The organism is Nostoc sp. (genome assembly GCF_036917975.1).
GTDB lineage: Bacteria > Cyanobacteriota > Cyanobacteriia > Cyanobacteriales > Nostocaceae > Nostoc.
The window spans coordinates 259737-280903 of the sequence record NZ_JBALEJ010000034.1 but is presented as its reverse complement, the minus strand read 5'-3'; the positions used below and the strand labels follow the sequence as shown (position 1 = coordinate 280903).

The window sequence follows — 21167 nt, the reverse complement described above, 5'->3', positions numbered from 1 at the left end:
GGGATATAGATGCGGAAAATTTTTCTGTGTAAACTTGACCAGCAAATGGTAATGAAAAACTATTATCAAGATTTTATAATTCGTGATTGGGTGCAAAGCGATCGCACAAGAGCCGCCGAAGTTATCAGTTATGTATTATCAGAATACGGTTTGGGTTGGGAACCAAACAGTGCTGACCGAGATGTGCTGCGAGTAGAAGAATATTATTTAGCTACTGGGGGAGAGTTTTGGGTAATTGAACACCAAAGCCAGTTAGTCGGTACTGGAGCATATTACCCCATACACCGAGGCGAAAAAGCTGTAGAAATCCGCAAAATGTATCTTTTGCCCAGCATCAGGGGTTTGGGATTAGGGAAATATTTGTTACAACAGCTAGAAGCAGCGATCGCAAAGCGTGGTTTTCAGGAAATTTGGATTGAAACCGCCAGTGTTTTGGTGGAAGCAGTCAAGCTGTATGAAAGCAACGGCTACACCCCAGCAACGGGAGTAGAAACAACAAGGTGCGATCGCGCGTATGTGAAGTCACTGCACAACAGTTAATAGTTATGAGTTATGAATTTTAACTCCTAACTTCTAACTCCTAACTCCTAACTCTGAAAATGCAAATTTGGATTAAAAATCTCACAGGCTTACTCAATCTTTTTCTCCAATCCCATTGCCCCCTATGTCAACGCGCAACTTCTCAAGAATTCTGTCAGAACTGCACCAGACAACTGCAAAAATGTCAACGTAAAGACCCAATTTCTCTATGGCAAGAGCCAATACCAGTGTTTGGCTGGGGGGAGTATGGTGGCCTGGTGAAACGAGCGATCGCGGCGATGAAATACGAAAATCAACCCCAAATAGCTCGTCCTTTGGGTCAATGGTTAGGAGAAGCATGGTTGTTAAATTCACCGAGGCGAGATAGCCAGCCTGTGGTAGTTCCCATCCCACTACACGCTAGCAAACAAAAGCAACGTAAATACAATCAAGCCGCACTCATAGCACAAAGCTTCTGCGAAATAACTGGATTAAAATTGAAACTAAACGGTCTAGTAAGAGTGCGAGAAACGGAAGCGCAATTTGGTTTATCGGTATCTAAACGAGAAAAAAACTTGGCTCAAGCTTTTGCTGTTGGGCAAGAATTTCGCCATCGTCCCCCAAATGTTCCAGTGCTGTTAGTGGATGACATTTATACTACTGGTGCTACTGCCAGGTCTGCTGTGCAAACACTTCGTCAGTATGGAATTGTAGTCTTAGGATTAGTAGCTGTAGCCACTGCTGTCAAAGACGGATGAAGGACTGCCTTCCTTGATAAATTGACCGAATTACCCTATTTTTGTAGAAAAATTGCTTGAAATGTATGAATAAAGTTTTTGCGGCAGGTTTAAAGCAACTCATCATCATTCCTGCCACATTGCTGGCAATCGGCATAAGTACAAGTGTAGCTTTTGCTCAAAATAAGTTGTATAGTCCAATTCCTTTATCTAACAGCGCTGAAATTACTGATACCCTCTCAGACAAAGACATTCCCACTGGTCAAGGTGGGTTTGCCCGTGATTACACAGTGAAGTTACAGAAGGGCGATAATTTAGCAGTTGACTTGTCATCAGAAAGCTTTGACACCATCATCACAGTGTTGGCACCTGATGGTTCGACTCTCGCAGAAAATGATGATGGCCCTGATGGTACTAGCAATTCCTTACTATTTACTCGCATTGTAGAGACAGGGAATTATGTGATTCGTGTCCGGTCTTTTGGGGAAACTGGGGTTGGGCCTTTTAAACTCAAGGTGACAAAGTTGCAACCGATTAAATGAATGCTGAGTGCTGAGTGCTGAGTTAGGAGTTTGGAGTTAGGAGTTTGGAGTTAGGAGTTTGGAGTTAGTAGTTTGGAGTTAGGAGTTTGGAGTTTGGATTTTTAACGAACTTTGGGGGTTTAAGTCCCCAGCAATACAGGCAGCCCGTTTTGGGTCGGGGTCTAAATCCCCGGACGCGACGCTCGAGTACTCGCTAACGCTGCGCTATCGCAGACTCGCTACCGCTTCGCTAACACAAAACTTACTTGCGACTTGCGACTTGTTTTAACTCCTCATTTTTCACTCCTCACTGCTAACTTCCCAGAGTGGTCAATACGCAGAGAAATAAGGCTTCAGTCCACTCGACGACTGCGCCGTAGGTATCTCCAGTGTGTCCGCCTAGTTTGTGGTTGAACCATGCACCGGTTGAAGTGGCGATCGCACTTCCAGCAATTATCATTGTCAGTGCGAGAAATAGTTGCTGTTTATCTATCAGCACCAGTAAACCACTCAAACTCAACAACAATAACAATCCCGGTAACAAATCTTTGTAGGAGCGAATGGCTTGTTTGTGAAATGCACCTTTACCAGTTGCTTTCAAATAGGGATATCGAGCGATCGCTAGTTGCTGTCCCCAACGTCCCCAGCCACAAGCAGCCATTAGCAACAACCAACGGTTTTCTGGCATATCTGTCAAGGCGGTTATTTTTAGTATCACCAAGGCGATCGCAGCCATTGCCCCAAAGGCTCCTGTGGCACTATCTGCCATCACCTCCAATCGCCGATCTGGGTCGCCCACTGCCAAACCATCGGCAGTATCCATTGCCCCATCTAAGTGCAATCCTCCTGTGATGCCAATCCAAACACTTACTACCAAAGCACTACGAGTTAGCACGGGCATACCAATATAATCCATCCCCGTATCCACTAACCCTAAAATTCCCCCAATTATCAACCCAACAAGTACAGCAAGACGTGCCACTCCCCGAAAGTCCAATCCGCTCAAATACGGCAATGGAATAATTGTATAAAATATAACACTAGCTGCCAGCTTTAACAGCAGCTTTTTCCACCACTGTTGCTGTTTCGTCATCGGAATAACATTAATTTTTGGTAAACTGCTGGATAATAATCTTGATTTCGGTACAACCGACATGACCAAACTTTAAAACTTTAGATAAGATTTACTTCTATGAGACATTCTCCTTGAAAATTTTGTTATGCTGGTCTAAGTGGATAGTAAATAATCTTAGGTAGTTTTTATACAAGAAATGAATGATTTAGGAAGTGAAAATTCCATCAGGGAGCAAAATTTGTATTTTGTATTCGTTAACTAAAAACTTCCTCCAAATTATTAGACGATTGCCCCATAAAATTGATATTTTTTTAAATGTAGGGAGTAAACAAGCTACTCAATTATGACAGTTTAGCTATGTTGCCGCTCTCCTTAGCTCAATCGCCATTTTCCTATGAGTCACCATCTACCCGACACCAGGATACCAGCTCCGTGCATTATTAACACGGGCATCATTGTGAATAAGCTCGACATCCGGCGATTGCTGGCAGATTTAGGTCGAGTCCACTACATCTACACCCAAGAAGATAAGGTACTGAGCGAGGGTGAAGGGGATGTGATGGAAGTTTTTGCCAATCCACAAAGGTCTACCTTAGTGGCTAACCGTGCGCTATATCTGAATGTTTGTAGTTTTGATTATTTGGAACTTAAGCAGTCACCACAACAAGAAACCTACTTCGATTTGATGCAAGAAGGAGTGTGTCTGCGGTTAATTCCCCGCTCAACCCCTTTACAAGAGCGACGAGAGCGAAGCTTCAATGTCAGCGCCATAGAAGCGATGATGGAACAAGTACTCTCTGCTAGGTGGGATGCAGAAATTGACGATGACTGTTCTGATTCTTTCTAATTGACAATTATTACAGTATATACTCGTAAAGTTGGTAACTAGGTTAGTAGTGAATGCTTAAGTATTCACAAAAAACTCAATTACCAGTTTTTATTTTTGTCCATAATTTAGCCAAATAATATTAATTTTGCCCTAATACCATTTGGTTTTATGGCTGCTAGTTATGGATTTCTGAAACTCTTCATCAATTAGCGTTTCACAATCCAAAATCTAAAATCTAAAATCCAAAATGGCATGAGTGCGAATTTTTCTTTTCAATGTCTCGCTTGCTGTAGCCAAACCAAAGCTAGAGCCGGAGTGTTTTTCACCCCTCACGGTCTTGTCGAAACCCCCAGATTTATGCCAGTGGGAACGCTGGCTAATGTCAAAACTATTACCCCAGCCCAACTACGAGATACTGGGGCACAAATGATCTTATCCAATACTTATCATCTTCACCTACAACCAGGAGAAGCGATCGTGGCTGGGGGTGGTGGGTTGCACAAATTTATGGGGTGGAACGGGCCAATGCTCACAGATTCGGGTGGGTTTCAGGTCTTCAGCTTAAGCGAGATGCGAAAAATTACTGAACAAGGTGTAACTTTCCGCTCACCCCATGATGGACGAATTATTAACTTGACACCAGAGCGCTCCATTGAGATTCAAAATATTTTAGGGGCAGATGTGATTATGGCCTTTGATGAGTGTCCACCTTACCCAGCGACTCGCGAAGAAGTGGAAACCGCAACTGAGCGGACTTATCGCTGGTTAGAACGCTGCATAACGGCTCATCAAAACAGTGAGCAGGCTTTGTTTGGAATTGTGCAAGGGGGCGTGTATTTGGATTTGCGTTGCCGTGCGGCTGAAGCTTTGGCTAAGTTGGATTTGCCCGGATATGCCATTGGTGGCGTAAGTGTGGGAGAACCACCAGAAATGATGGCTGAGATTGTCAAAGTCACAGCACCGCTTCTACCTCCCGATAAGCCGCGCTACTTGATGGGTGTGGGTACTTATCGGGAAATGGCGATCGCGATCGCATCTGGTGTAGATTTATTTGATTGTGTAATTCCCACTCGTTGGGCGAGACATGGGACGGCAATAGTCCAGGGCGGACGCTGGAATTTGAAAAATGCTAAGTTTCGTGAAGACTTTACGCCTTTAGATGAAACTTGTCACTGCTACACTTGTCAAAATTTTAGCCGTGCTTACATATCTCATTTAGTGCGATCGCAGGAGATTTTAGCTTATACCTTGTTGAGCATTCACAACATTACTGAGCTAATTCGCTTTACGCAAAAAATTAGAGAAGCAATATTGAGCGATCGCTTTTTGGCAGAATTTGGACACTGGCTCAACTCATCTGAATCAGCACCAGATGAGGGAGAAATTACAAATGACTATTGACCAATGATCGATACTCAAACCATGTTAAGATATTTCTCAAATATGAAAGCTATGTTGGATAGTTGGATTTAAACAAACATGGAAGCAGCACTTTTATTAGCAAAACTGCCTGAAGCTTACCAAATCTTCGATCCTTTGGTAGACGTTCTCCCAGTCATCCCCGTATTCTTCTTGTTGCTTGCTTTCGTTTGGCAAGCAGCCGTAGGATTTAGGTAAGTTAATCTATTTTTCAATTTAATAGGACAGGTACTCTACCTGTCCTATTTTTTGTGATGCCATATTTTATAAAGTTAACATTTATTAATATGTTGTCATGAATTAATATAATAAATATGATCTTAATCAAGCCATGTCAATATGAAGCCTTGAAAGCCAAGCTTACAGTCAAGGAGGAGTCAGTTATGGGTAATATCAAATTCATTAAAGAAAATAAAGAAGTAGTAGCGGCAGATGGTGCTAATCTCCGGCTCAAGGCGATCCAAAATGGCATTGATATATATACATTGATTGGCAAGATGACCAATTGCGGTGGTAATGGTCAATGTGGTACTTGCGTTGTGGAGATAGTCGAAGGACTAGCAAATCTTTCCCCCCGCACAGACGTAGAAAACCGGAAATTCAAGAAAAAGCCGGAAAATTATCGCCTTGCCTGTCAAGCTTTAGTGAATGGCTCAGTCAGCGTAGTCACGAAGCCTTAAGTTATTTTGTATCCAGTCAGTAGTCAAAATACTTACCAAAATTGAGTTTACTCAATTGAAATTTTGAATTTTGAATTTGGAATTGGTATAACTCGGTCATCGATAATGGTATCCTAATGTTGTTGACTGGAAATTTAAGAGAGGCTTTCTTGCTATGCAAGTTAATGACCTGGGGTTCATAGCGAGCATTTTGTTCGTACTAGTCCCCGCCGTGTTTTTACTAATTCTGTACATCCAAACTGCTAGCCGTGAAGGTGGAAAAGATAGTTAAGAGTTTGTGTATAAAATAAACAACCCCTGCACCAATAGTGTAGGGGTTTTTATTTATCAACTTAGTGCCTTTAGCACATACTGAGTAGTAAAGACAAGACAAATCTTATTTCTTTACTATCCTAGTCCAACAATTCTTAGGGACTTCCAAATTAAAAAACATCCAAAAATCTCATACAATCAATCCTCTCTCTTCTTCATCTCTCCGTGCCCTCTGCGCCTCTGTGGTAGCCTGCGGCAAGCCGCTTTGCGTCTACGTTTTTTTGGATAATTTATTTCTTGGAAATCCCTTATACTTAGGACTGTTTACTTTAAGCGATTGTCCGCGCCAACAATACCGGACAAGTAGCATTGACTCGAACATAGTCAGACAAAGAAGATCCGATGAGTCTGTCTATATCAACAAAACTCTTAGCGATCGATGGACGGCGATCTGGAGAACCGAGCAATAATAAGTCTATATTCAACTCTTCTGCCAACCGACAAATTTCTTCACCAGGTTTGCCACTGCTGATATAAGAACGAGATTGGACACCTTGTTTTTCAGCTTCCGCAACTGCGGCTGCTAAAACTGGATTTTTATCTGAGTTAACTTTAGTTATTTCAGATTTTTTACCGCCTAAATCTGTACTAATATTTGCCAAAATTAACTCGCCACCTGGAATATCTCGCAATAAAAACAGTGCCAATTTCAAGCAATTTTTGGCTGAATCAGAGTTGTCTATTGCCACCATGATGCGCTTAATTCTTTTAACATAAATGTCATCTTTTACCAGCAACATGGGGCGAGAAGATAGCTGGAAAACATACTGACTGACTGAGTTCGATAAAATCGATTGCAGCCGCTTCAGTCCGCGTGAACCCATAATAATCAAGTCGGCATCGATTTCATCAGCTACTTGGCAAACTACATCTTTGGGGTCGCCTTCCCGCAAAATGGAAGAAACCTGGCTAGGATCTAAGTTCAAAGTTTGAATAGCATTCGCCAGAATTTTACCACCATTTTCCCATTTAGTTGTCATGGTAGCAGCAGTACTTTGTGCCTGAACAACATGCAAAATCGTGACTTTTGCAGATTGAATTGAAGGGATTTCTTTCAGGCTTTTGAGCATTTCTTCTGCGTGTCCCAATCCTGATACAGCCAGCAAAATTCTTCTGATCATCTTACGTAATTTTTGTGAAGTTTACTTTTTTTCGCTGTTAGTACTTGGCTTAGGTCGGATTTTCACCGCCTTGCTCGATAACCTAGTTAGTAAGTTGGCACAAATAAACTTTGCCTTTTAGTATTTAATACTCCAACAAATGGTAATGTATAAAAAACTAAACAAATGTTTAAGTTTATTTGCACATAGTTACTTAAACTTTCAACTAGACTTCAAGTATTAAGCATACTCTCAATTTAGTCCGATAAACTTAATAAATTATGATGTTAGTTATTATTTTTAATCTATGTTTATTTTTTTTAATTAGAAGTTAGTTAAGTATCGCACCCAACAATCGCGTTTTAGGACTAAAGAAGTGGAGAAGTTACAACCGTTGAAAAGAAACAATGGGATGGGCGAAAAAATCTATCTTTTAAAAAAAATGATTAGAGTTTTAAGCTTTTTCCTTGGGACACCCACTTCCCTTTTCGGTCAAGTTATTTTGAAGGGCTGTGACTTTTACGATCGCTTTAATCACCACTAACTATAACGTTATTTTTACAGAAGAGGGGATAAATGAGAAATTAACTAATGAATAGCCTATATTCAGGGTTATTTATTAAGGTTCTTTATATTTTTTAATGTCGTGTTAAATTTTGCACGTATCTTGTCTTTACCCCTAGTAGGACCTCCGGCCGCCGTGTAATTCCACTATTCAGCTATAAGCTGCCCAAAGGAGGGAAAAACCGGAGCAGAAGAGCAGTGCATCGAGAAGATATTGGAACGTGTGAATGCTCATGCGCTGGACGATCGCTTTTCCGACAAATGAGCCGGCCATGACGGATGCCCCAACAATGAGGCCCTGCAAGAGTGCTGCTGGCGGAAGGGCACCGAGTTGCTGGAAGGTCGCGACTTTGCTGACCATCAATGCAAGTGAGCTGGCGGCCTCCGTCGAAAGAAAAGCGCCCTTCAGCAAGCCATAGGACGTGAAGGCCGGTACGCTGAGCGGACCAGTCGATAGAACGATGCCGGTCAAGTAGCCGATCGCCGCACCGGCAATCGCGAGCTGCCAAAGCCGAATGTGGAAGCTCCGAGCATGGAGCCAGCGCCGGGTTGGAATCATGGCAAGGAAAAAAGCGCCGAGCGCGATATCGACGACATGCGACGGTAGCACCAGCAGAGTGCGCGCGCCGAGCGCCGCCGCCGGCACGCCGGGAATCGAGTAAGCGGCGAACGCACGCCAATCTACCTCCCGCCACCATGCCATAACTTTAGAGATGTTCGACATGAGGGCTGCCACCGCCATGATCGGCACGGCCTGCTTAGGTCCGAACTGATACACCAAGATGGGAAGGAGCATGATGGACGAGCCGGTGCCGATCATGCCGCTGAGGGCTCCGGCCGCGAGTCCCACGATCAATACAAAGGTGTAGGCCACGATAAGCCCTCCGTTACTTCATGCGAGAGTGTAGAAAGCTTTAAAAACAAGTGTTTAGTTTTTCTGACTTCCAAACGCTTGCTTTGTGAAATTGCCGAATGTGGTTCTACTAAGTCAGTCGGCTCTAGCAAAGATACCTATATCATCATTGTAAATTTAAATAAAATAGCTACCACAAACAAAAATAAACATTGCTAATGCGTAAGTCCTATTCAGAATTCAGAATACTGTATAAATTACGAATTATTTAAAACCTGCCATTTCCTTGAACAATGTGCTTAATGGTGGTCAAAGTTTCTAGGCTAATAAATCCCCGCCGATGACCTTTTTGGTTAGACATACCGAGAAATACTGAATCTCCCCGCGAGGGATTGCGGGAAAAACGCGGGGAAGTGTTGATGTAGGTGGAGGCACTGTTAACTCCCAAAGCAAACTGCCGACTTTCCTGGTAAGATTCAGTAATAATGGAGTCGGCATGACCACTGCTGTGTTCATTAATCCAGGCGATCGCAGTCTCTAAGCTATCCACCAGTTTAAAAGCGACTGTCCTAGTTAAATAAGGGTTTCCCCATTCCCCCTCTTTCACCAGTTGTAACTGGGGAAAGCCTTGTACTAGTTCGGCATCCCCTCTAATTTCAAAACCTTTTTCTATCAAGCTGTTCCACAAAACTGCTAAGGATGATGGCAAGGCTTGACGATGAACTAGTACCTTTTCAATGGCATTGACTTGATCGGGTTCACTTTGATGGCTATCAAGAATCATCCAGCGCACCATTTCTAAGCTGCTATTGGGCGACCAGTAGAGATAACAGTTACCCATTGCGGACTTTAAAACTGGGCAAGTTGACTGTCGTACTACCTGTTGCACCAAACTAGAACGTCCGTAGGGAATCACCAGATTCACGTACTCATCTTGGGTAACTAAATCCCGAATTGAAGCACCATGTTCGGCTGTGATCAGTTCTACACAACCTGATGGTAAACCAACTTCGGCGATCGCATTTTGCAGTGCCTCAGCAATGGCGGCGTTAGAATGGCTAGCTTCAGTACTACCTTTGAGAATTATACTATTGCCAGTTTTAATACAAAAACCCGCTGCGATCGCTCCTAAATCGGGAAAAGCTTCATAAATAAATCCAATCACTCCCAAGGGCATTAACTGGGTGTAACTCTGGGAATCTCCCAGTTGATAATCAGCAGTTCTGACGCGTCGCAGCGGATCTGATAATTCCCCCAACCGTTGTAAAATGTCTACTGTCATCTCTAGCCTTGTGGGAGTCAGCTTTAGCCAGTCCAATATCAACTCTGGCACTGCCATTTCCCGACTGGCTTCTAAATCCAAGGTATTGGCTTCGAGAATGTCGTCAAATGAGCGCTCAAGGGCTTGTGCCATTGCCAATACTGCACGACTCCGGTCTGCCCCCTTTGTGATCCCCAACTTTAGGGAAGCTTGATAGGCTCGTTGGGCACTAGTAATCGGTTCGGGGTGATCGTCCAAAACTTCAACAGTCATTGAGTTAACGTCTGTAGGTAAGCCAGACCATTAGTGCTGGTAGGATAGCTAATAGCACCGCCACCATTGCCCAAGCAATAATGCTGGAACCATTTGCCAATCGCAGTGCTAATGGTAGCCATATAATCACTAGCACGAAAATAATGCCGAGCGCTATAGGCAGATAGCTTTCTCCCAAGCGGGGATGGACAACATGCCAACTATTTCCCATCCACCGCCAAGCCCGTTTGTAGGGATAGGTGGTAGAAAGCTGTTCTAGGACATGACCATTATCTTCTACAACAAAGATTTGCTGACAGCGATCGCAACCAAATGCTTCTGTCAGCGTAATCGGAATTAACTGACCCCGACGACGACAGGGACAGGGGTATTCAGCATTGAAATCGATTTTTTCGGGTTTTTGAGATTGCACAAGCGTTCTAATAACTTGAGCGTGTTTTACACGAACTGCGAGAATATAGTAACTTGGTAAATGCCTAATAAGGCTTCTCTCTTGATATACATAGACCGGCTTGCAAACATTGCCATGAGCGCAAACAGTAGATGCTTCTAAATCTAAGTATCGTAATTATCATATAACTACGGAGTCATCTGTTTGTAGTTTTCTCCGTAGCTAGCAATCTTGTTTAAAAACTTCCTTCTGTTCATCTGTCGCTTTCAAGGTAATGTGGTTGCGTTTTTGGGCATTTCTTATGTATACTGACACACCTGGAACAATTTTAAGCTTACGATGGCCACCACTCCGAAAACAAATCCTTTGGGAAGGCTACGCTCATAAATAATAGACACCAACAAACCCTACAAAACGAATTGGTAACACCTGTAAAGATTGTAGCCAACCTAATGCCTATCTAGATTAGTCTAAAGCTGGGTTTTATATTTCTTAGCAAGTGGTAATACCAATTTAAACAATGATTGCCACAGATGGAATGCTCAGAGTAATTACTAGTAGTAAAACTCAAGTGATTTTCACTGAGCAGTTTGAAGGATCACTGTGACATCTTAGCGACTAAGTAGCGCTCACACCGAAATCCAAAATCCAAGCGAGAATTGAGAAACACTTCAATGCACCCTGAAAACACTAAACCTCCTAAAGTTTTTGACTCTAAGAGGTTTAGTTGGAAGCGGGTAACGCGATTCGAACGCGCGACATTCACCTTGGCAAGGTGACGCTCTACCACTGAGCTATACCCGCAATCTATTGCCAAATATCAATATCTCAGATTTCTTTCTAATTGTCAACCCCTTAATTTAGTCATTGGTCATTAGTCATTGGTCATTGGTCATTGGTGAACAACAAAGGACAAATGACTAATGACGAACCTAGCCCAGTTCTTCTGACTCAACCAAATTGCCGACGCTGGCACTTTGAAAGGAAGCTGGCAAAGACTGGCTATTACGAGAATATGGCTCTGCCAGGTTAGAACGCAGTTGCCGCATCAGGCTGGCCATTTCTAGGGCGTTCAGGGCATAATCCCAACCATGATTACCTTTGATGCCTGCCCGTTCTAAGGCTTGCTGCATAGTATCTACTGTCAAAATGCCAAAAATTACTGGCACTCCAGTTTGAAAGCTAGCGGCGGCAATGCCTTTAGAAACTTCGGCGGATACGTAATCAAAATGGGGTGTTTGCCCTCGAATGACTGCACCTAGACAAATTACAGCATCATAACGATGAGAAAGTGCTAGTTGGCGGGCTACTAAAGGTACCTCAAAACTTCCCGGAACCCAAACATAGTCCACCTGATTACCGTTGGGGTTAGGGTCTACACCGTGGCGTTTCAAGCAATCTTGACATCCCTCTAGCAGCTTTCCGGTAACAAGGTCATTAAATCGACCAATCACCACTGCAAACCGCAAAGGCTCCGTTTGGGTAAAAGTTCCCTCGAAAACTGCCATGACTGCCTCTTAATCAACTATATTTCTGGCCACTATACATTTCTTCTTTAAATGTAGAGGAGCAAAAAAGCACAGTCAGAAAAAAGGAAATCGGAAAAAATTTCTCCTTTTTTCCTTTGGTCTTTGACCTTGGCTTTTCTGCTCCTCTAGTTCTTATATTATGTACCCACGCCAGAGCGAAGCCGTCGCCTACACGACAAAAAAGTTTAACAAACCAACTAAAAACACCAAACCAATCCAGACACCAGACCCAACCCAGAGTAGTTTTTTAGATTCACCCCAATTTTGAGGAGTGGCGTAAGCAACTGGAACGCCCACAACTAGGACAAAGGACAACAGGACTAGACCTATCAAGGCAAATTGGAATATTATGGTCATTTTTGCTTCTCCCAATACAGCGAAATACTAAGGATAGAATATCCTAAAGGGCGACACTGACACTTTCTTATTATTTTTAAGCTAGCAGAAATTGTAACATTTTAGTCATTTGTCCTTTTGTCTAAGTACTAATGACTAATGGCTAATTGAAGTATGGATTTAATTCTTTGCCACACAACAGCAGATTTTGACACATTAGGAGCGGCGGTAGGGTTAACGCGCCTACTACCGGGAAGTAAGATTGTGTTGACTGGCGGTTCTCACCCTCCGGTACGGGATTTTCTAGCATTGCATCGGGATGAATATCCTCTGATTGAACGTCGTTCGGTGAATTCCGAAAAAATTCGTTCTCTGACTGTGGTAGATACACAACAGCGCGATCGCTTGGGTAAGGCTGCTGAGTGGTTAGATTTACCCAATTTAAAAGAGATTATAGTTTATGACCATCACTTAGGACAAGAATCAGATATTCCCGCAACGCGATCGCATATTTCTTCAGTCGGAGCCACCACAACTTTAATTGTGGAGCAATTGCAACAACAGCATATTTCTCTGACTCCTGCTGAAGCAACAGTGATGGCTTTGGGTATCCATGTTGACACTGGCTCCTTGACCTTTGACCAATCTACGCCACGGGATGCCTTAGCTTTGGCTTGGTTGATGCAACAAGGTGCCAGTTTGTCGGTAATTTCTACCTACCGTGACCCTGGATTGTCTTTGCAATTGCAGCAGCTATTAACTGAGGCGCTGGAAAATTTAGAATATATTTGTCTACGCGGATATACGCTTGCTTGGGTAACTTTAAAAACCGATGCTTTTATACCAGGGTTATCCAGCCTGGTATCGGAACTTGTGGAATTAACCGAAATTGATGCCCTACTGTTGGCTAATGAGTATTCTTTGGGTGAAAGTGATTCACGTTTAACTGTAATTGGGCGATCGCAAATTCCTAAAACGAATCTTAACCGATTATTCCAACTCTTGGGCGGCGGCGGTCATTCACAAGCCGCATCGCTAAATCTAAGAGGGGTGGATTCCCAAGCAATATTAAAACAACTCCTTGACGGGATAAAAGCGCAAATTCCCCATCCCCCCACCGCGAGGGATTTGATGTCTTCTCCTGTCCGCACTATTTTACCTGAAACCACAATTGCTGAAGCCCAGCGTATTTTATTACGCTATGGACACTCTGGTTTATGTGTAGTTGATACTCAAGGCCAACTAGTAGGCATTATTTCGCGCCGGGATCTTGATATTGTCTTACACCACGGCTTTAGTCATGCACCAGTCAAAGGCTACATGACAAGAAATCTGAAAACAATTACACCAGATACAACACTGCCACAAATTGAGTCGGTAATGGTGACTTATGATATCGGACGCTTACCAGTATTGGAAAATGAGCAGTTAGTTGGCCTTGTCACTCGTACTGATGTCTTGCGGGAATTACATCAGGAAAGGGATGAAAACGGAGAAGGGGGAGAGAAGGAGAGACAGAAAAGTAATATTAATCTCCCGCAATTGCAAAATAAACTTGCTCCTCAGTTATGGCAATTACTTACTATCGCATCGCAAGAAGCAGAAAAACGGGGTTGGCATCTTTATCTTGTCGGGGGTGCGGTGCGGGATTTGCTATTAGCGGAAGCAACATCGGACACTTTGATGATTAAAGATATTGACCTCGTAGTTGATGGCTTTCATAAATCAGCAGATGTTGGTGCTGGTGTGGAACTAGCAAAAGCACTGCAACAACTTTACCCTACGGCTCGTTTAGAAATCCACGGGGCTTTTCAAACTGCTGCTTTGTTATGGCACAAAGACCCGAAATTAGATTCTCTATGGGTAGATATTGCCACCGCTAGAACGGAATTTTATCCTTATCCAGCAGCAAATCCAGAGGTTGAGGCGAGTTCCATTCGGCAAGACTTATATCGTCGAGATTTTACCATCAATGCGATCGCCTTACGGCTCACGAATCCCCGTGCTGGTGAGTTACTTGATTTCTTCGGCGGTTTAATTGATTTACAAGCTAAACAAATTCGGGTTTTACACGCCAATAGCTTTATCGAAGACCCCACCCGGATTTATCGTGGTGTGCGCTTTGCAGTGCGCTTCGGATTTGAGATTGAACCGCAAACTGAAGAGTTTATCCGCTATGCGATAAACAGCGGTGTTTACGATCGCACTGCTCAAGAGAATAGCAGAACTCCAGCCCTGCAAACTCGACTGAAAACCGAACTAAAACACATCCTAGAAGCCCCTTACTGGAAATCGGCTTTGCAGTTACTCGATAACTTAGGGGCATTGCAATGCATTCATCCTACCCTGAAACTGGATGTGGAAGTCCTACAACAATTACGCTTGCTAGAACGCTGTTTGCGGCGATTTGACCCGCAACCAACCCTCATCCATTGGGAAATGCGCTTAGAGGCGTTAATCGCCCATCTAGCACCACAATATCGGGCGAAAGTAGCAAAAAACCTGCAATTGCCAGAGGATAGCATTGCTAGGCTGAATAACTTAGCTCAAGTGCAAACTGAGGTGATAACAGCATTACCCACTTTCCAACGCCCTAGTCAGGTAGTGCAGTTGTTGCGACAGTATGATTTACCAATGCTGATTTTAATTGCTTTGCAAAGTCCGCAATATCTGACGACAAACTGCCATGCGTCTACCCTTAGACATCAAATTTGGCAGTATTTAACTGTTTGGGCAAATATGCAGCCACTATTGAATGGCAATGATTTAAAGAAACTTGGTTACAAACCAGGACCCCAGTATCGGCAAATATTAGATAATGTACTTGCTGCTACCTTGGATGGAGTGATTAAAGATCGGACTGAGGCTGAGGAATTTTTAGCACAACATTATTATGTTAATCAAGTTGTAAATACAGGAGATAGCCGATGAGATTCTATGCGATCGCAGTCATCTAAATTGTATCTGGGTCGATGTTTAACTCACGTAGTTTTGCTGATAAACGTTCTGCCTTTTGTTGTGCCTGTTCTGCCTTTTGTTGTGCCTGTTCTGCCTTTTGTTGTGCCTGTTCTGCCTTTTGTTGTGCCTGTTCTGCCTTTTGTTGTTCCTGTTCTGCCTTTTGTTGTGCCTGTTCTGCTGTTTCTTCAGGTGTTGGTATTAGTTGCCCATCTCGTGTAAAAAACCGCAATAGGCCCTGATAAACTCCTAAATATAACCCTAGCTGATGACTCCACAAATATCCTTCTTCACTTGCTTCTAGAGGTTGATATTCTCCATCTACTAAATGAAATCCTGCAAATTCTTGTGTGTAAGGGTCAAACCAAAAATAATCAGGCGTGCGGAAAGTATCTTGATAAATTTTTTTCTTTAAGTCTTTGTCAGTATTGGCTGTTGAGTCAGACAAAATTTCCAGAATTACATTCGGATATTTGCCATCTTCTTCCCAAACTACCCAACTTTTACGGGTTTTACGTTCAGTTCCCAGCACTACAAAAAAGTCTGGCCCCCGGAAGTGTTCTGATTTTCGTTGGCGTGGACTGTAGTAGATAGTCAGATTTCCTGCCGCATAGAAATCATTTCTATCTCGCCACAACCATTTTAGGCATTTGAGTAAGAGCATGATCTGCTCTAAATGAAGTTCGCTTTCCAAAGGAGGCTCGTCACTATATAGATCACCAGGGGGAAATATAACATCTTGGCAGATGCCTTTTTGATCATCTAATTCTTGAACTATGGTCATAGAATGGATACGGCATCAAGTAGTTATGGATTTATTTTAGCAGTTTTGTAGTTAGCGATCGCGTAGCATACCGTGGGTAATCGCCTATTTTTAGGGTAAGGGTAAATAAACTATTCTGTCTTGATATTCATCGTCTTCTGATGCCAAAGCAACTATTATGAGTTCTTCTATATTTTCACCAATTGAAATACTCTGCGATATGTTTGGTAGATATAGTTTGACCTATATTCATAGTTACTTATTATATATAGTAATCTTTTTGTTCAAGCGATAAGCTTGACGGCATACCGATCCAGGGTTAGCGCACTACATTAACGCTTTGCCAAAAAAGGCGATCGCATTGCTTTGGTTGGTCGCAACGGAATAGGAAAATCAACCCTACTCAAGATAGTTGCAAGTCAACTCACCCCCAATACAGGCTCAGTTTTGCGTCATGGTATTGTCTATTATTTGACACAAAACTATCAGACAAGAAATTACAGCAGGCACAGTGCATAGTTTTTTGATTTCTATCTCTGATGAATGGTGGAATATTGAGGAGATTTTACAAACACAATTTCATACAAATCTTGACCTGTCACTACCAATTACTAACTTGAGTGGTGGAGAAATTACTAAACTATTTCTGGCAATAGGAATTTCAGTGCGTTTCAACGCACTTGAGCTATTAGCCCGCAATTTATTGCAGGGTGGGAAAGCAAGGCAAAACCAAGGTTTGAGGAGCGGGGGATTTACCCCCTCGTGAATTGATCAACAGTCTCATTCTATTCACCAAGGCGGAAGTCGCGCATAGCCTCATGTAAATTTCTAGCTCAACAACAGAAGCCGCAAAGCATACAGGCAAGTTATAATTCTCTTGCGGTGCAACGTAACAAAAATTTATGAGTAATCCCCTTGTGCAAGCCTTTTTCGTAGGCAGAGCTGTAGCAGAAGTAGTTAATGAGCGTTTAGAGGTCGCCTTGACCGATGCTTTGAGCGATCTGGGCAAATTTGATGCAGAAGCTAGAGAGCAGCTGCGCCAGTTTACAGAAGAAGTCCTAGAGCGGGCAAATCGAGCAACAGAATCAGCTAATGCTGGTCAAACTACCGCAAGTACTGGGCAAGCCAGTTCTGATTCCGGTGACTTGCAAGCAGATATTGACGAATTAAGAGCAGAAATTGCCCTCTTACGAACAGAATTGCAACATTATCGCCGAACTTCTGCATAAATTTTAGTCATTGGTCATTAGTCATTGGTGAAAAATTATGTACGAATGACAAAGGACAAAGGACAAATGACAAATGACAAAGGACACTTAAAGAAAAAAACAGTTTAGGAATCAGAGTGTCTGTTCTTCCAAGTGATTCGGTCGCAAACCAACGGTACACAAAGTATATGGAACAAGGTTATTCAGAGAAGGCATACCGTTGGAATCGGGAAAAATACTCTAGCAGACGGCGTTTTGTGGACATTTGGTCTTTTGTTTTGACCTTATTGTTCAAACTTTGGCTATACAACAAATCTTGGAGTTATCCGGGTGGTGTGACTGAGGCAAAGCAAGCTACAAGGCGCAAAACCCAAGCAGTCTGGATTCGCAATACCCTACTGGATTTAGGGCCAACCTTTATCAAAGTTGGGCAATTGTTTTCTACCCGTGCTGATATATTCCCCGGTGAATATGTAGAAGAACTGGCCAAGTTACAAGACAAAGTACCAGCATTTAGCTATGAGCAAGTAGAAGCGACCATTGAGAAAGAACTAGGCAAAAAAATTCCTGAACTCTTCCATAGTTTTGAACCGATTCCCCTAGCTGCTGCTAGCTTGGGGCAAGTACACAAAGCTGTGCTGCATACTGGGGAATCGGTTGTTGTCAAGGTGCAACGTCCTGGACTAAAGAAGTTATTTGAAATAGATTTACAGATTCTCAAGGGAATTACCCGCTACTTTCAAAACCATCCCAAATGGGGACGGGGACGAGATTGGTTGGGTATTTACGAAGAATGTTGCCGCATTCTTTGGGAAGAAATTGATTATCTTAACGAAGGTCGTAACGCCGATACTTTCCGCCGGAACTTTCGCGGCTACGATTGGGTGAACGTCCCAAGAGTATACTGGCGTTATGCCACTTCTAGAGTGCTGACTTTAGAATATCTCCCTGGAATTAAAATTAGCCAATACGAAGCTTTAGAAGCAGCAGGTTTGGATCGAAAGGCGATCGCTCGTCAAGGCGCTCAAGCCTACTTACTACAATTACTTAATAGTGGCTTTTTCCACGCCGATCCTCACCCAGGCAATATTGCCGTTAGTGCAAACGGTGCTTTGATATTCTACGATTTCGGGATGATGGGGCGAATTAAGTCCAACGTCCGCGAAGGACTGATGCAAACACTATTTGGTATTGCTCAAAAAGATGGCGATCGCGTTGTCCAGTCTCTCATCGATTTAGGCGCGATCGCCCCAACCGATGACATGGGACCAGTACGGCGTTCTGTCCAATATATGCTGGACAATTTTATGGATAAGCCCTTTGAGAACCAATCAGTCGCAGCAATCAGTGACGACCTTTACGAAATAGCTTATAATCAGCCATTTAGATTTCCAGCAACTTTCACTTTTGTGATGCGAGCCTTTTCTACCCTAGAAGGGGTAGGCAAAGGCTTAGATCCAGAATTTAACTTTATGGAAGTTGCCAAACCATATGCAATGCAACTTATGACCGATATGAATGGTTCTGAGGGGAATAGCTTTCTTAACGAATTAAGTCGCCAAGCAGCTCAGGTAAGTAGTACCGCCTTTGGTCTACCACGTAGATTAGAGGATACACTAGAAAAGCTAGAGCAGGGAGACATGCGCTTGCGCGTTCGGTCTATAGAAACTGAACGCCTGCTGCGACGACAGAGCAGTATTCAACTCTCAATCAGCTATGCTCTGTTGATCAGTGGTTTCACGCTTTCAGCTACTATCCTAGTGGTTAAGGATTATGTATGGCTGGCACTGCTGCCTGCTTTAATTGCAGCAGGGCTTTCAGCGATCATGATCCGACTACTTTCACGCCTCGACCGTTACGATCGTATGTATTAATTATTGCAGTAAAATTTATGAAACTTAATTTCACGGGTTTTAGCGATCCGGGACTTATTCGTTCTAATAATCAGGATGCTTACTATATTGACCCAGAAGGGCGGTTTTTTATTGTCGCCGATGGCATGGGTGGTCATGCCGGAGGTGAAGAAGCAAGTCGGATTGCCTCTGAAGAAATTCAGGCGTATTTAGTCGCCAATTGGGAATCTTCTAAATCTTCTCAAGAACTGCTAGAGCAGGCTTTGTGGGGTGCTAACGAAGCCATTTTGCAAGATCAGCAAAGCCATCCCGAACGCGCCGACATGGGTACAACGGTTGTAGCGGTAATTTTTCGTGCCCCAGAGTCCCCCTGGTGCGGTCATGTTGGCGATTCCCGGCTGTATCGCTTCCGGGAGTTGCAATTAGAACAGGTAACAGAAGACCACACTTGGGTTGCACGGGCGATCAAAATCGGTGACATCACCTTTGAAGAAGCGCGATCGCATCCTTTTCGTCATGTATTATCTCGCTGTTTAGGGCGTGAAGACTTGCATCAGATTGATGTGCAACCACTAGATGTAAAAGTTGGCGATCGCTTGCTCTTATGTAGTGATGGTCTTACAGAAGAACTTGTCGAGGAAAAGATTGCTAGCTGCCTCCAATACACTCCTTGGCTTGATAAAGCCGCCATCTCTCTAGTTGAGGCTGCCAAAGACCACGGAGGGCACGATAACATCACAGTTGTCATCCTCTCACTCGAAGAAAATAGTCATTAGTCATTTGTCATTGGTCATTTTCCAAGATAAAGAACAACTGAAAAATGATTAATCCGGTAAATATACTCAGTAATTTGTTCAGTGTGAGCATTTTTCCTTTTTACAATTTGATACAAATATTTTTAGCCTCCAAAATCACCTAATGAGGCTAAATTTGCATAAATTTGTGAATTGACATCTTGCACGTAATAAGGTAAAGCGACTATAATTCACGCTTATTACCATTCATTTCCCAAACTCATTAAAATCCCTGCCCTCTAAAGCTTCCTCTATACTGGAGCAGACAGCATCTTAGGTTTTTTAAGCAAAAAGACCAAGACCTTAAAGGCAGCATCTAATATTCCCCTCAAAGGAGAATTAGATCGAGCAATAATGAGTTAGGGAGGTAGTTATACCTATCTGAGACTAAATAGAGCCTATTTTCAGCAATATGGTTCGGTTAACTTGGGTGGTATATCAGTAGGATTAGGTGCAAGATATCAGATCAGAAAAATTCCACATTTAGGATATAGGCAATCTGTCAAACAGTTGTTATCTTTCTTAATACAGAGGAACAAATGTTGGACAGGTATCAGTCCAATTATTATCCCATTTGGATTTCTGTGATCGATATCACCTTTACACGTTTACACGTTGTTTTTTCGGAGTTAATTATGAATCAACCAATGAAACTATCCTTGGAACAGCAATTCAGCATCTGCTCATTTTCCACTCAGGTGCAAAATATGAGCCACGAGCAAGCTAAAGACTTTTTAGTAAAGCTCTATGAGCAAATGGTCGTGCGTGAGGCAACCTATCAAGAACTTCTGAAGCATCAGTGGGGCTTAGATTCCGGTTCCACTATGGCATAGAGTCGTTCTAATGTCGCAGTGGGCGACCTCCTTCTCTTGCTTGGTTCCAAGGAGGAAAAGAGCTGGGGATGTCGGGGCGTCAACTTCGATAAGTAACTCCACAAGAGGGACACAAAATTTCAATTCACAAAACTAAGGAAATAGTAAACATTGTCTACGGTATATTTGCTGGAGTCTAGACTTAACTTTACCATTGTAGGCCAAACTCTTTTTTGTTTTGTCTAGTCTGAGAACCACACCTGCGTAAATTTACAATTTCCTGGAATATCTACACAAGAAGATTCAGAGAGAACTCAGATAGCACTGCTTTAGCAGCTACCAATTTCACTCCTTATACATATAACTAGAACTTACATCTTTAT

At 42.9% G+C, this 21167-nt stretch carries 24 protein-coding genes and 1 tRNA gene; 15 read left to right on the top strand and 10 right to left on the bottom strand.

Going from position 1 to position 21167, the window contains the following annotated elements; all coding sequences use genetic code 11:
- The first annotated feature begins 51 nt into the window (after positions 1-51).
- From V7K76_RS15910 to V7K76_RS15900, 3 genes are all read left to right on the top strand, one after another.
- Positions 52-540 carry a GNAT family N-acetyltransferase gene (locus tag V7K76_RS15910; protein WP_334777527.1) on the top strand — a complete coding sequence of 163 codons (489 nt, stop codon included), beginning with the start codon at positions 52-54 and terminating at the stop codon, positions 538-540.
- 59 nt (positions 541-599) lie between these two features.
- Entirely contained in the window at positions 600-1277 is a 678-nt protein-coding gene (locus V7K76_RS15905) for a ComF family protein (protein WP_334777526.1), read from the top strand.
- A 65-nt stretch (positions 1278-1342) separates the two neighbouring features.
- Positions 1343-1798, top strand: coding sequence for a PPC domain-containing protein (locus V7K76_RS15900; RefSeq protein ID WP_334777525.1), 456 nt, complete (start codon positions 1343-1345; stop codon positions 1796-1798).
- 292 nt (positions 1799-2090) lie between these two features.
- On the opposite strand, the gene cobS is transcribed toward V7K76_RS15900, so the two are convergent.
- Entirely contained in the window at positions 2091-2870 is a 780-nt protein-coding gene (cobS, locus tag V7K76_RS15895) for an adenosylcobinamide-GDP ribazoletransferase (RefSeq protein ID WP_334777555.1), read from the bottom strand.
- A gap of 376 nt (positions 2871-3246) precedes the next feature.
- Between cobS and V7K76_RS15890 the strand changes: the two genes are divergently transcribed.
- The 5 genes from V7K76_RS15890 to psbM all read left to right on the top strand — a co-directional run bounded on the left by V7K76_RS15890 (position 3247) and on the right by psbM (position 6051).
- A complete protein-coding gene (locus V7K76_RS15890; RefSeq protein WP_179068014.1) occupies positions 3247-3699 on the top strand; it encodes a hypothetical protein in 453 nt (150 codons plus the stop codon).
- 234 nt (positions 3700-3933) lie between these two features.
- Entirely contained in the window at positions 3934-5082 is a 1149-nt protein-coding gene (gene tgt / locus V7K76_RS15885; protein ID WP_334777524.1) for a tRNA guanosine(34) transglycosylase Tgt, read from the top strand.
- Positions 5083-5160: 78 nt separating this feature from the next.
- Positions 5161-5298, top strand: a complete 138-nt coding sequence (locus tag V7K76_RS15880; protein ID WP_006195022.1) for a photosystem II reaction center protein K — start codon at positions 5161-5163, stop codon at positions 5296-5298.
- Between the two features lie 185 nt (positions 5299-5483).
- Positions 5484-5780 carry a 2Fe-2S iron-sulfur cluster-binding protein gene (locus V7K76_RS15875; protein ID WP_334777523.1) on the top strand — a complete coding sequence of 99 codons (297 nt, stop codon included), beginning with the start codon at positions 5484-5486 and terminating at the stop codon, positions 5778-5780.
- A 154-nt stretch (positions 5781-5934) separates the two neighbouring features.
- Complete coding sequence (gene psbM / locus V7K76_RS15870; RefSeq protein WP_084227279.1) at positions 5935-6051, top strand: photosystem II reaction center protein PsbM; 117 nt, start codon at positions 5935-5937, stop codon at positions 6049-6051.
- Positions 6052-6361: 310 nt separating this feature from the next.
- Here the strand turns inward: psbM and V7K76_RS15865 are convergent, their stop codons facing one another.
- The 8 genes from V7K76_RS15865 to psbZ form a co-directional block, all read right to left on the bottom strand.
- A complete protein-coding gene (locus V7K76_RS15865; protein ID WP_334777522.1) occupies positions 6362-7213 on the bottom strand; it encodes a universal stress protein in 852 nt (283 codons plus the stop codon).
- Positions 7214-7907: 694 nt separating this feature from the next.
- Positions 7908-8630: a sulfite exporter TauE/SafE family protein gene (locus V7K76_RS15860; protein ID WP_334952746.1), complete on the bottom strand. Its 723-nt coding sequence runs from the start codon at positions 8628-8630 to the stop codon at positions 7908-7910.
- On the bottom strand, positions 8609-8761 hold the full coding sequence (locus V7K76_RS15855) for a class I tRNA ligase family protein (protein ID WP_334777520.1): 153 nt from the start codon (positions 8759-8761) through the stop codon (positions 8609-8611). Before V7K76_RS15855 ends, V7K76_RS15860 begins: the two co-directional genes overlap by 22 nt.
- A 116-nt stretch (positions 8762-8877) precedes the next feature.
- Complete coding sequence (locus V7K76_RS15850; protein ID WP_334777519.1) at positions 8878-10143, bottom strand: glutamate-5-semialdehyde dehydrogenase; 1266 nt, start codon at positions 10141-10143, stop codon at positions 8878-8880.
- Between the two features lie 4 nt (positions 10144-10147).
- Positions 10148-10555, bottom strand: coding sequence for a hypothetical protein (locus V7K76_RS15845; RefSeq protein WP_041565838.1), 408 nt, complete (start codon positions 10553-10555; stop codon positions 10148-10150).
- A 711-nt stretch (positions 10556-11266) separates the two neighbouring features.
- Positions 11267-11338: transfer RNA gene (locus V7K76_RS15840), tRNA-Gly, on the bottom strand.
- Between the two features lie 128 nt (positions 11339-11466).
- Complete coding sequence (ribH, locus tag V7K76_RS15835; RefSeq protein ID WP_334777518.1) at positions 11467-12042, bottom strand: 6,7-dimethyl-8-ribityllumazine synthase; 576 nt, start codon at positions 12040-12042, stop codon at positions 11467-11469.
- Positions 12043-12231: 189 nt separating this feature from the next.
- Positions 12232-12420 carry a photosystem II reaction center protein PsbZ gene (gene psbZ / locus V7K76_RS15830; RefSeq protein WP_179068007.1) on the bottom strand — a complete coding sequence of 63 codons (189 nt, stop codon included), beginning with the start codon at positions 12418-12420 and terminating at the stop codon, positions 12232-12234.
- 153 nt (positions 12421-12573) lie between these two features.
- On the opposite strand from psbZ, the gene V7K76_RS15825 reads away from it, so the two are divergent.
- Positions 12574-15330, top strand: coding sequence for a CBS domain-containing protein (locus V7K76_RS15825; protein ID WP_335029865.1), 2757 nt, complete (start codon positions 12574-12576; stop codon positions 15328-15330).
- Between the two features lie 22 nt (positions 15331-15352).
- Here the strand turns inward: V7K76_RS15825 and V7K76_RS15820 are convergent, their stop codons facing one another.
- A complete protein-coding gene (locus V7K76_RS15820) occupies positions 15353-16138 on the bottom strand; it encodes a Uma2 family endonuclease (protein WP_334952751.1) in 786 nt (261 codons plus the stop codon).
- Between the two features lie 345 nt (positions 16139-16483).
- On the opposite strand from V7K76_RS15820, the gene V7K76_RS34610 reads away from it, so the two are divergent.
- The 6 genes from V7K76_RS34610 to V7K76_RS15795 all read left to right on the top strand — a co-directional run bounded on the left by V7K76_RS34610 (position 16484) and on the right by V7K76_RS15795 (position 20805).
- Positions 16484-16636, top strand: coding sequence for an ATP-binding cassette domain-containing protein (locus V7K76_RS34610; RefSeq protein WP_334952753.1), 153 nt, complete (start codon positions 16484-16486; stop codon positions 16634-16636).
- 4 nt (positions 16637-16640) lie between these two features.
- Positions 16641-16883 (top strand): hypothetical protein, encoded by a 243-nt coding sequence (locus tag V7K76_RS15815; protein ID WP_335029863.1) that lies wholly within the window; start codon positions 16641-16643, stop codon positions 16881-16883.
- A gap of 136 nt (positions 16884-17019) precedes the next feature.
- Positions 17020-17346 (top strand): DUF6825 family protein, encoded by a 327-nt coding sequence (locus V7K76_RS15810; protein ID WP_334780206.1) that lies wholly within the window; start codon positions 17020-17022, stop codon positions 17344-17346.
- Positions 17347-17513: 167 nt separating this feature from the next.
- On the top strand, positions 17514-19199 hold the full coding sequence (locus V7K76_RS15805) for an ABC1 kinase family protein (protein ID WP_334780205.1): 1686 nt from the start codon (positions 17514-17516) through the stop codon (positions 19197-19199).
- 17 nt (positions 19200-19216) lie between these two features.
- Positions 19217-19954: a PP2C family protein-serine/threonine phosphatase gene (locus tag V7K76_RS15800; protein WP_334780204.1), complete on the top strand. Its 738-nt coding sequence runs from the start codon at positions 19217-19219 to the stop codon at positions 19952-19954.
- A 653-nt stretch (positions 19955-20607) separates the two neighbouring features.
- Positions 20608-20805, top strand: a complete 198-nt coding sequence (locus V7K76_RS15795; protein ID WP_094348015.1) for an NblA/ycf18 family protein — start codon at positions 20608-20610, stop codon at positions 20803-20805.
- The last annotated feature ends 362 nt before the right edge of the window (positions 20806-21167 follow it).

Coding starts and splice junctions, on each gene's coding strand:
- V7K76_RS15910 (WP_334777527.1), top strand. CDS start 52: ATGAAAAACTATTATCAAGATTTTATAATTCGTGATTGGGTGCAAAGC.
- V7K76_RS15905 (WP_334777526.1), top strand. CDS start 600: ATGCAAATTTGGATTAAAAATCTCACAGGCTTACTCAATCTTTTTCTC.
- V7K76_RS15900 (WP_334777525.1), top strand. CDS start 1,343: ATGAATAAAGTTTTTGCGGCAGGTTTAAAGCAACTCATCATCATTCCT.
- cobS (WP_334777555.1), bottom strand. CDS start 2,870: ATGACGAAACAGCAACAGTGGTGGAAAAAGCTGCTGTTAAAGCTGGCA.
- V7K76_RS15890 (WP_179068014.1), top strand. CDS start 3,247: ATGAGTCACCATCTACCCGACACCAGGATACCAGCTCCGTGCATTATT.
- tgt (WP_334777524.1), top strand. CDS start 3,934: ATGAGTGCGAATTTTTCTTTTCAATGTCTCGCTTGCTGTAGCCAAACC.
- V7K76_RS15880 (WP_006195022.1), top strand. CDS start 5,161: ATGGAAGCAGCACTTTTATTAGCAAAACTGCCTGAAGCTTACCAAATC.
- V7K76_RS15875 (WP_334777523.1), top strand. CDS start 5,484: ATGGGTAATATCAAATTCATTAAAGAAAATAAAGAAGTAGTAGCGGCA.
- psbM (WP_084227279.1), top strand. CDS start 5,935: ATGCAAGTTAATGACCTGGGGTTCATAGCGAGCATTTTGTTCGTACTA.
- V7K76_RS15865 (WP_334777522.1), bottom strand. CDS start 7,213: ATGATCAGAAGAATTTTGCTGGCTGTATCAGGATTGGGACACGCAGAA.
- V7K76_RS15850 (WP_334777519.1), bottom strand. CDS start 10,143: ATGACTGTTGAAGTTTTGGACGATCACCCCGAACCGATTACTAGTGCC.
- ribH (WP_334777518.1), bottom strand. CDS start 12,042: ATGGCAGTTTTCGAGGGAACTTTTACCCAAACGGAGCCTTTGCGGTTT.
- psbZ (WP_179068007.1), bottom strand. CDS start 12,420: ATGACCATAATATTCCAATTTGCCTTGATAGGTCTAGTCCTGTTGTCC.
- V7K76_RS15825 (WP_335029865.1), top strand. CDS start 12,574: ATGGATTTAATTCTTTGCCACACAACAGCAGATTTTGACACATTAGGA.
- V7K76_RS15820 (WP_334952751.1), bottom strand. CDS start 16,138: ATGACCATAGTTCAAGAATTAGATGATCAAAAAGGCATCTGCCAAGAT.
- V7K76_RS15810 (WP_334780206.1), top strand. CDS start 17,020: ATGAGTAATCCCCTTGTGCAAGCCTTTTTCGTAGGCAGAGCTGTAGCA.
- V7K76_RS15805 (WP_334780205.1), top strand. CDS start 17,514: ATGGAACAAGGTTATTCAGAGAAGGCATACCGTTGGAATCGGGAAAAA.
- V7K76_RS15800 (WP_334780204.1), top strand. CDS start 19,217: ATGAAACTTAATTTCACGGGTTTTAGCGATCCGGGACTTATTCGTTCT.
- V7K76_RS15795 (WP_094348015.1), top strand. CDS start 20,608: ATGAATCAACCAATGAAACTATCCTTGGAACAGCAATTCAGCATCTGC.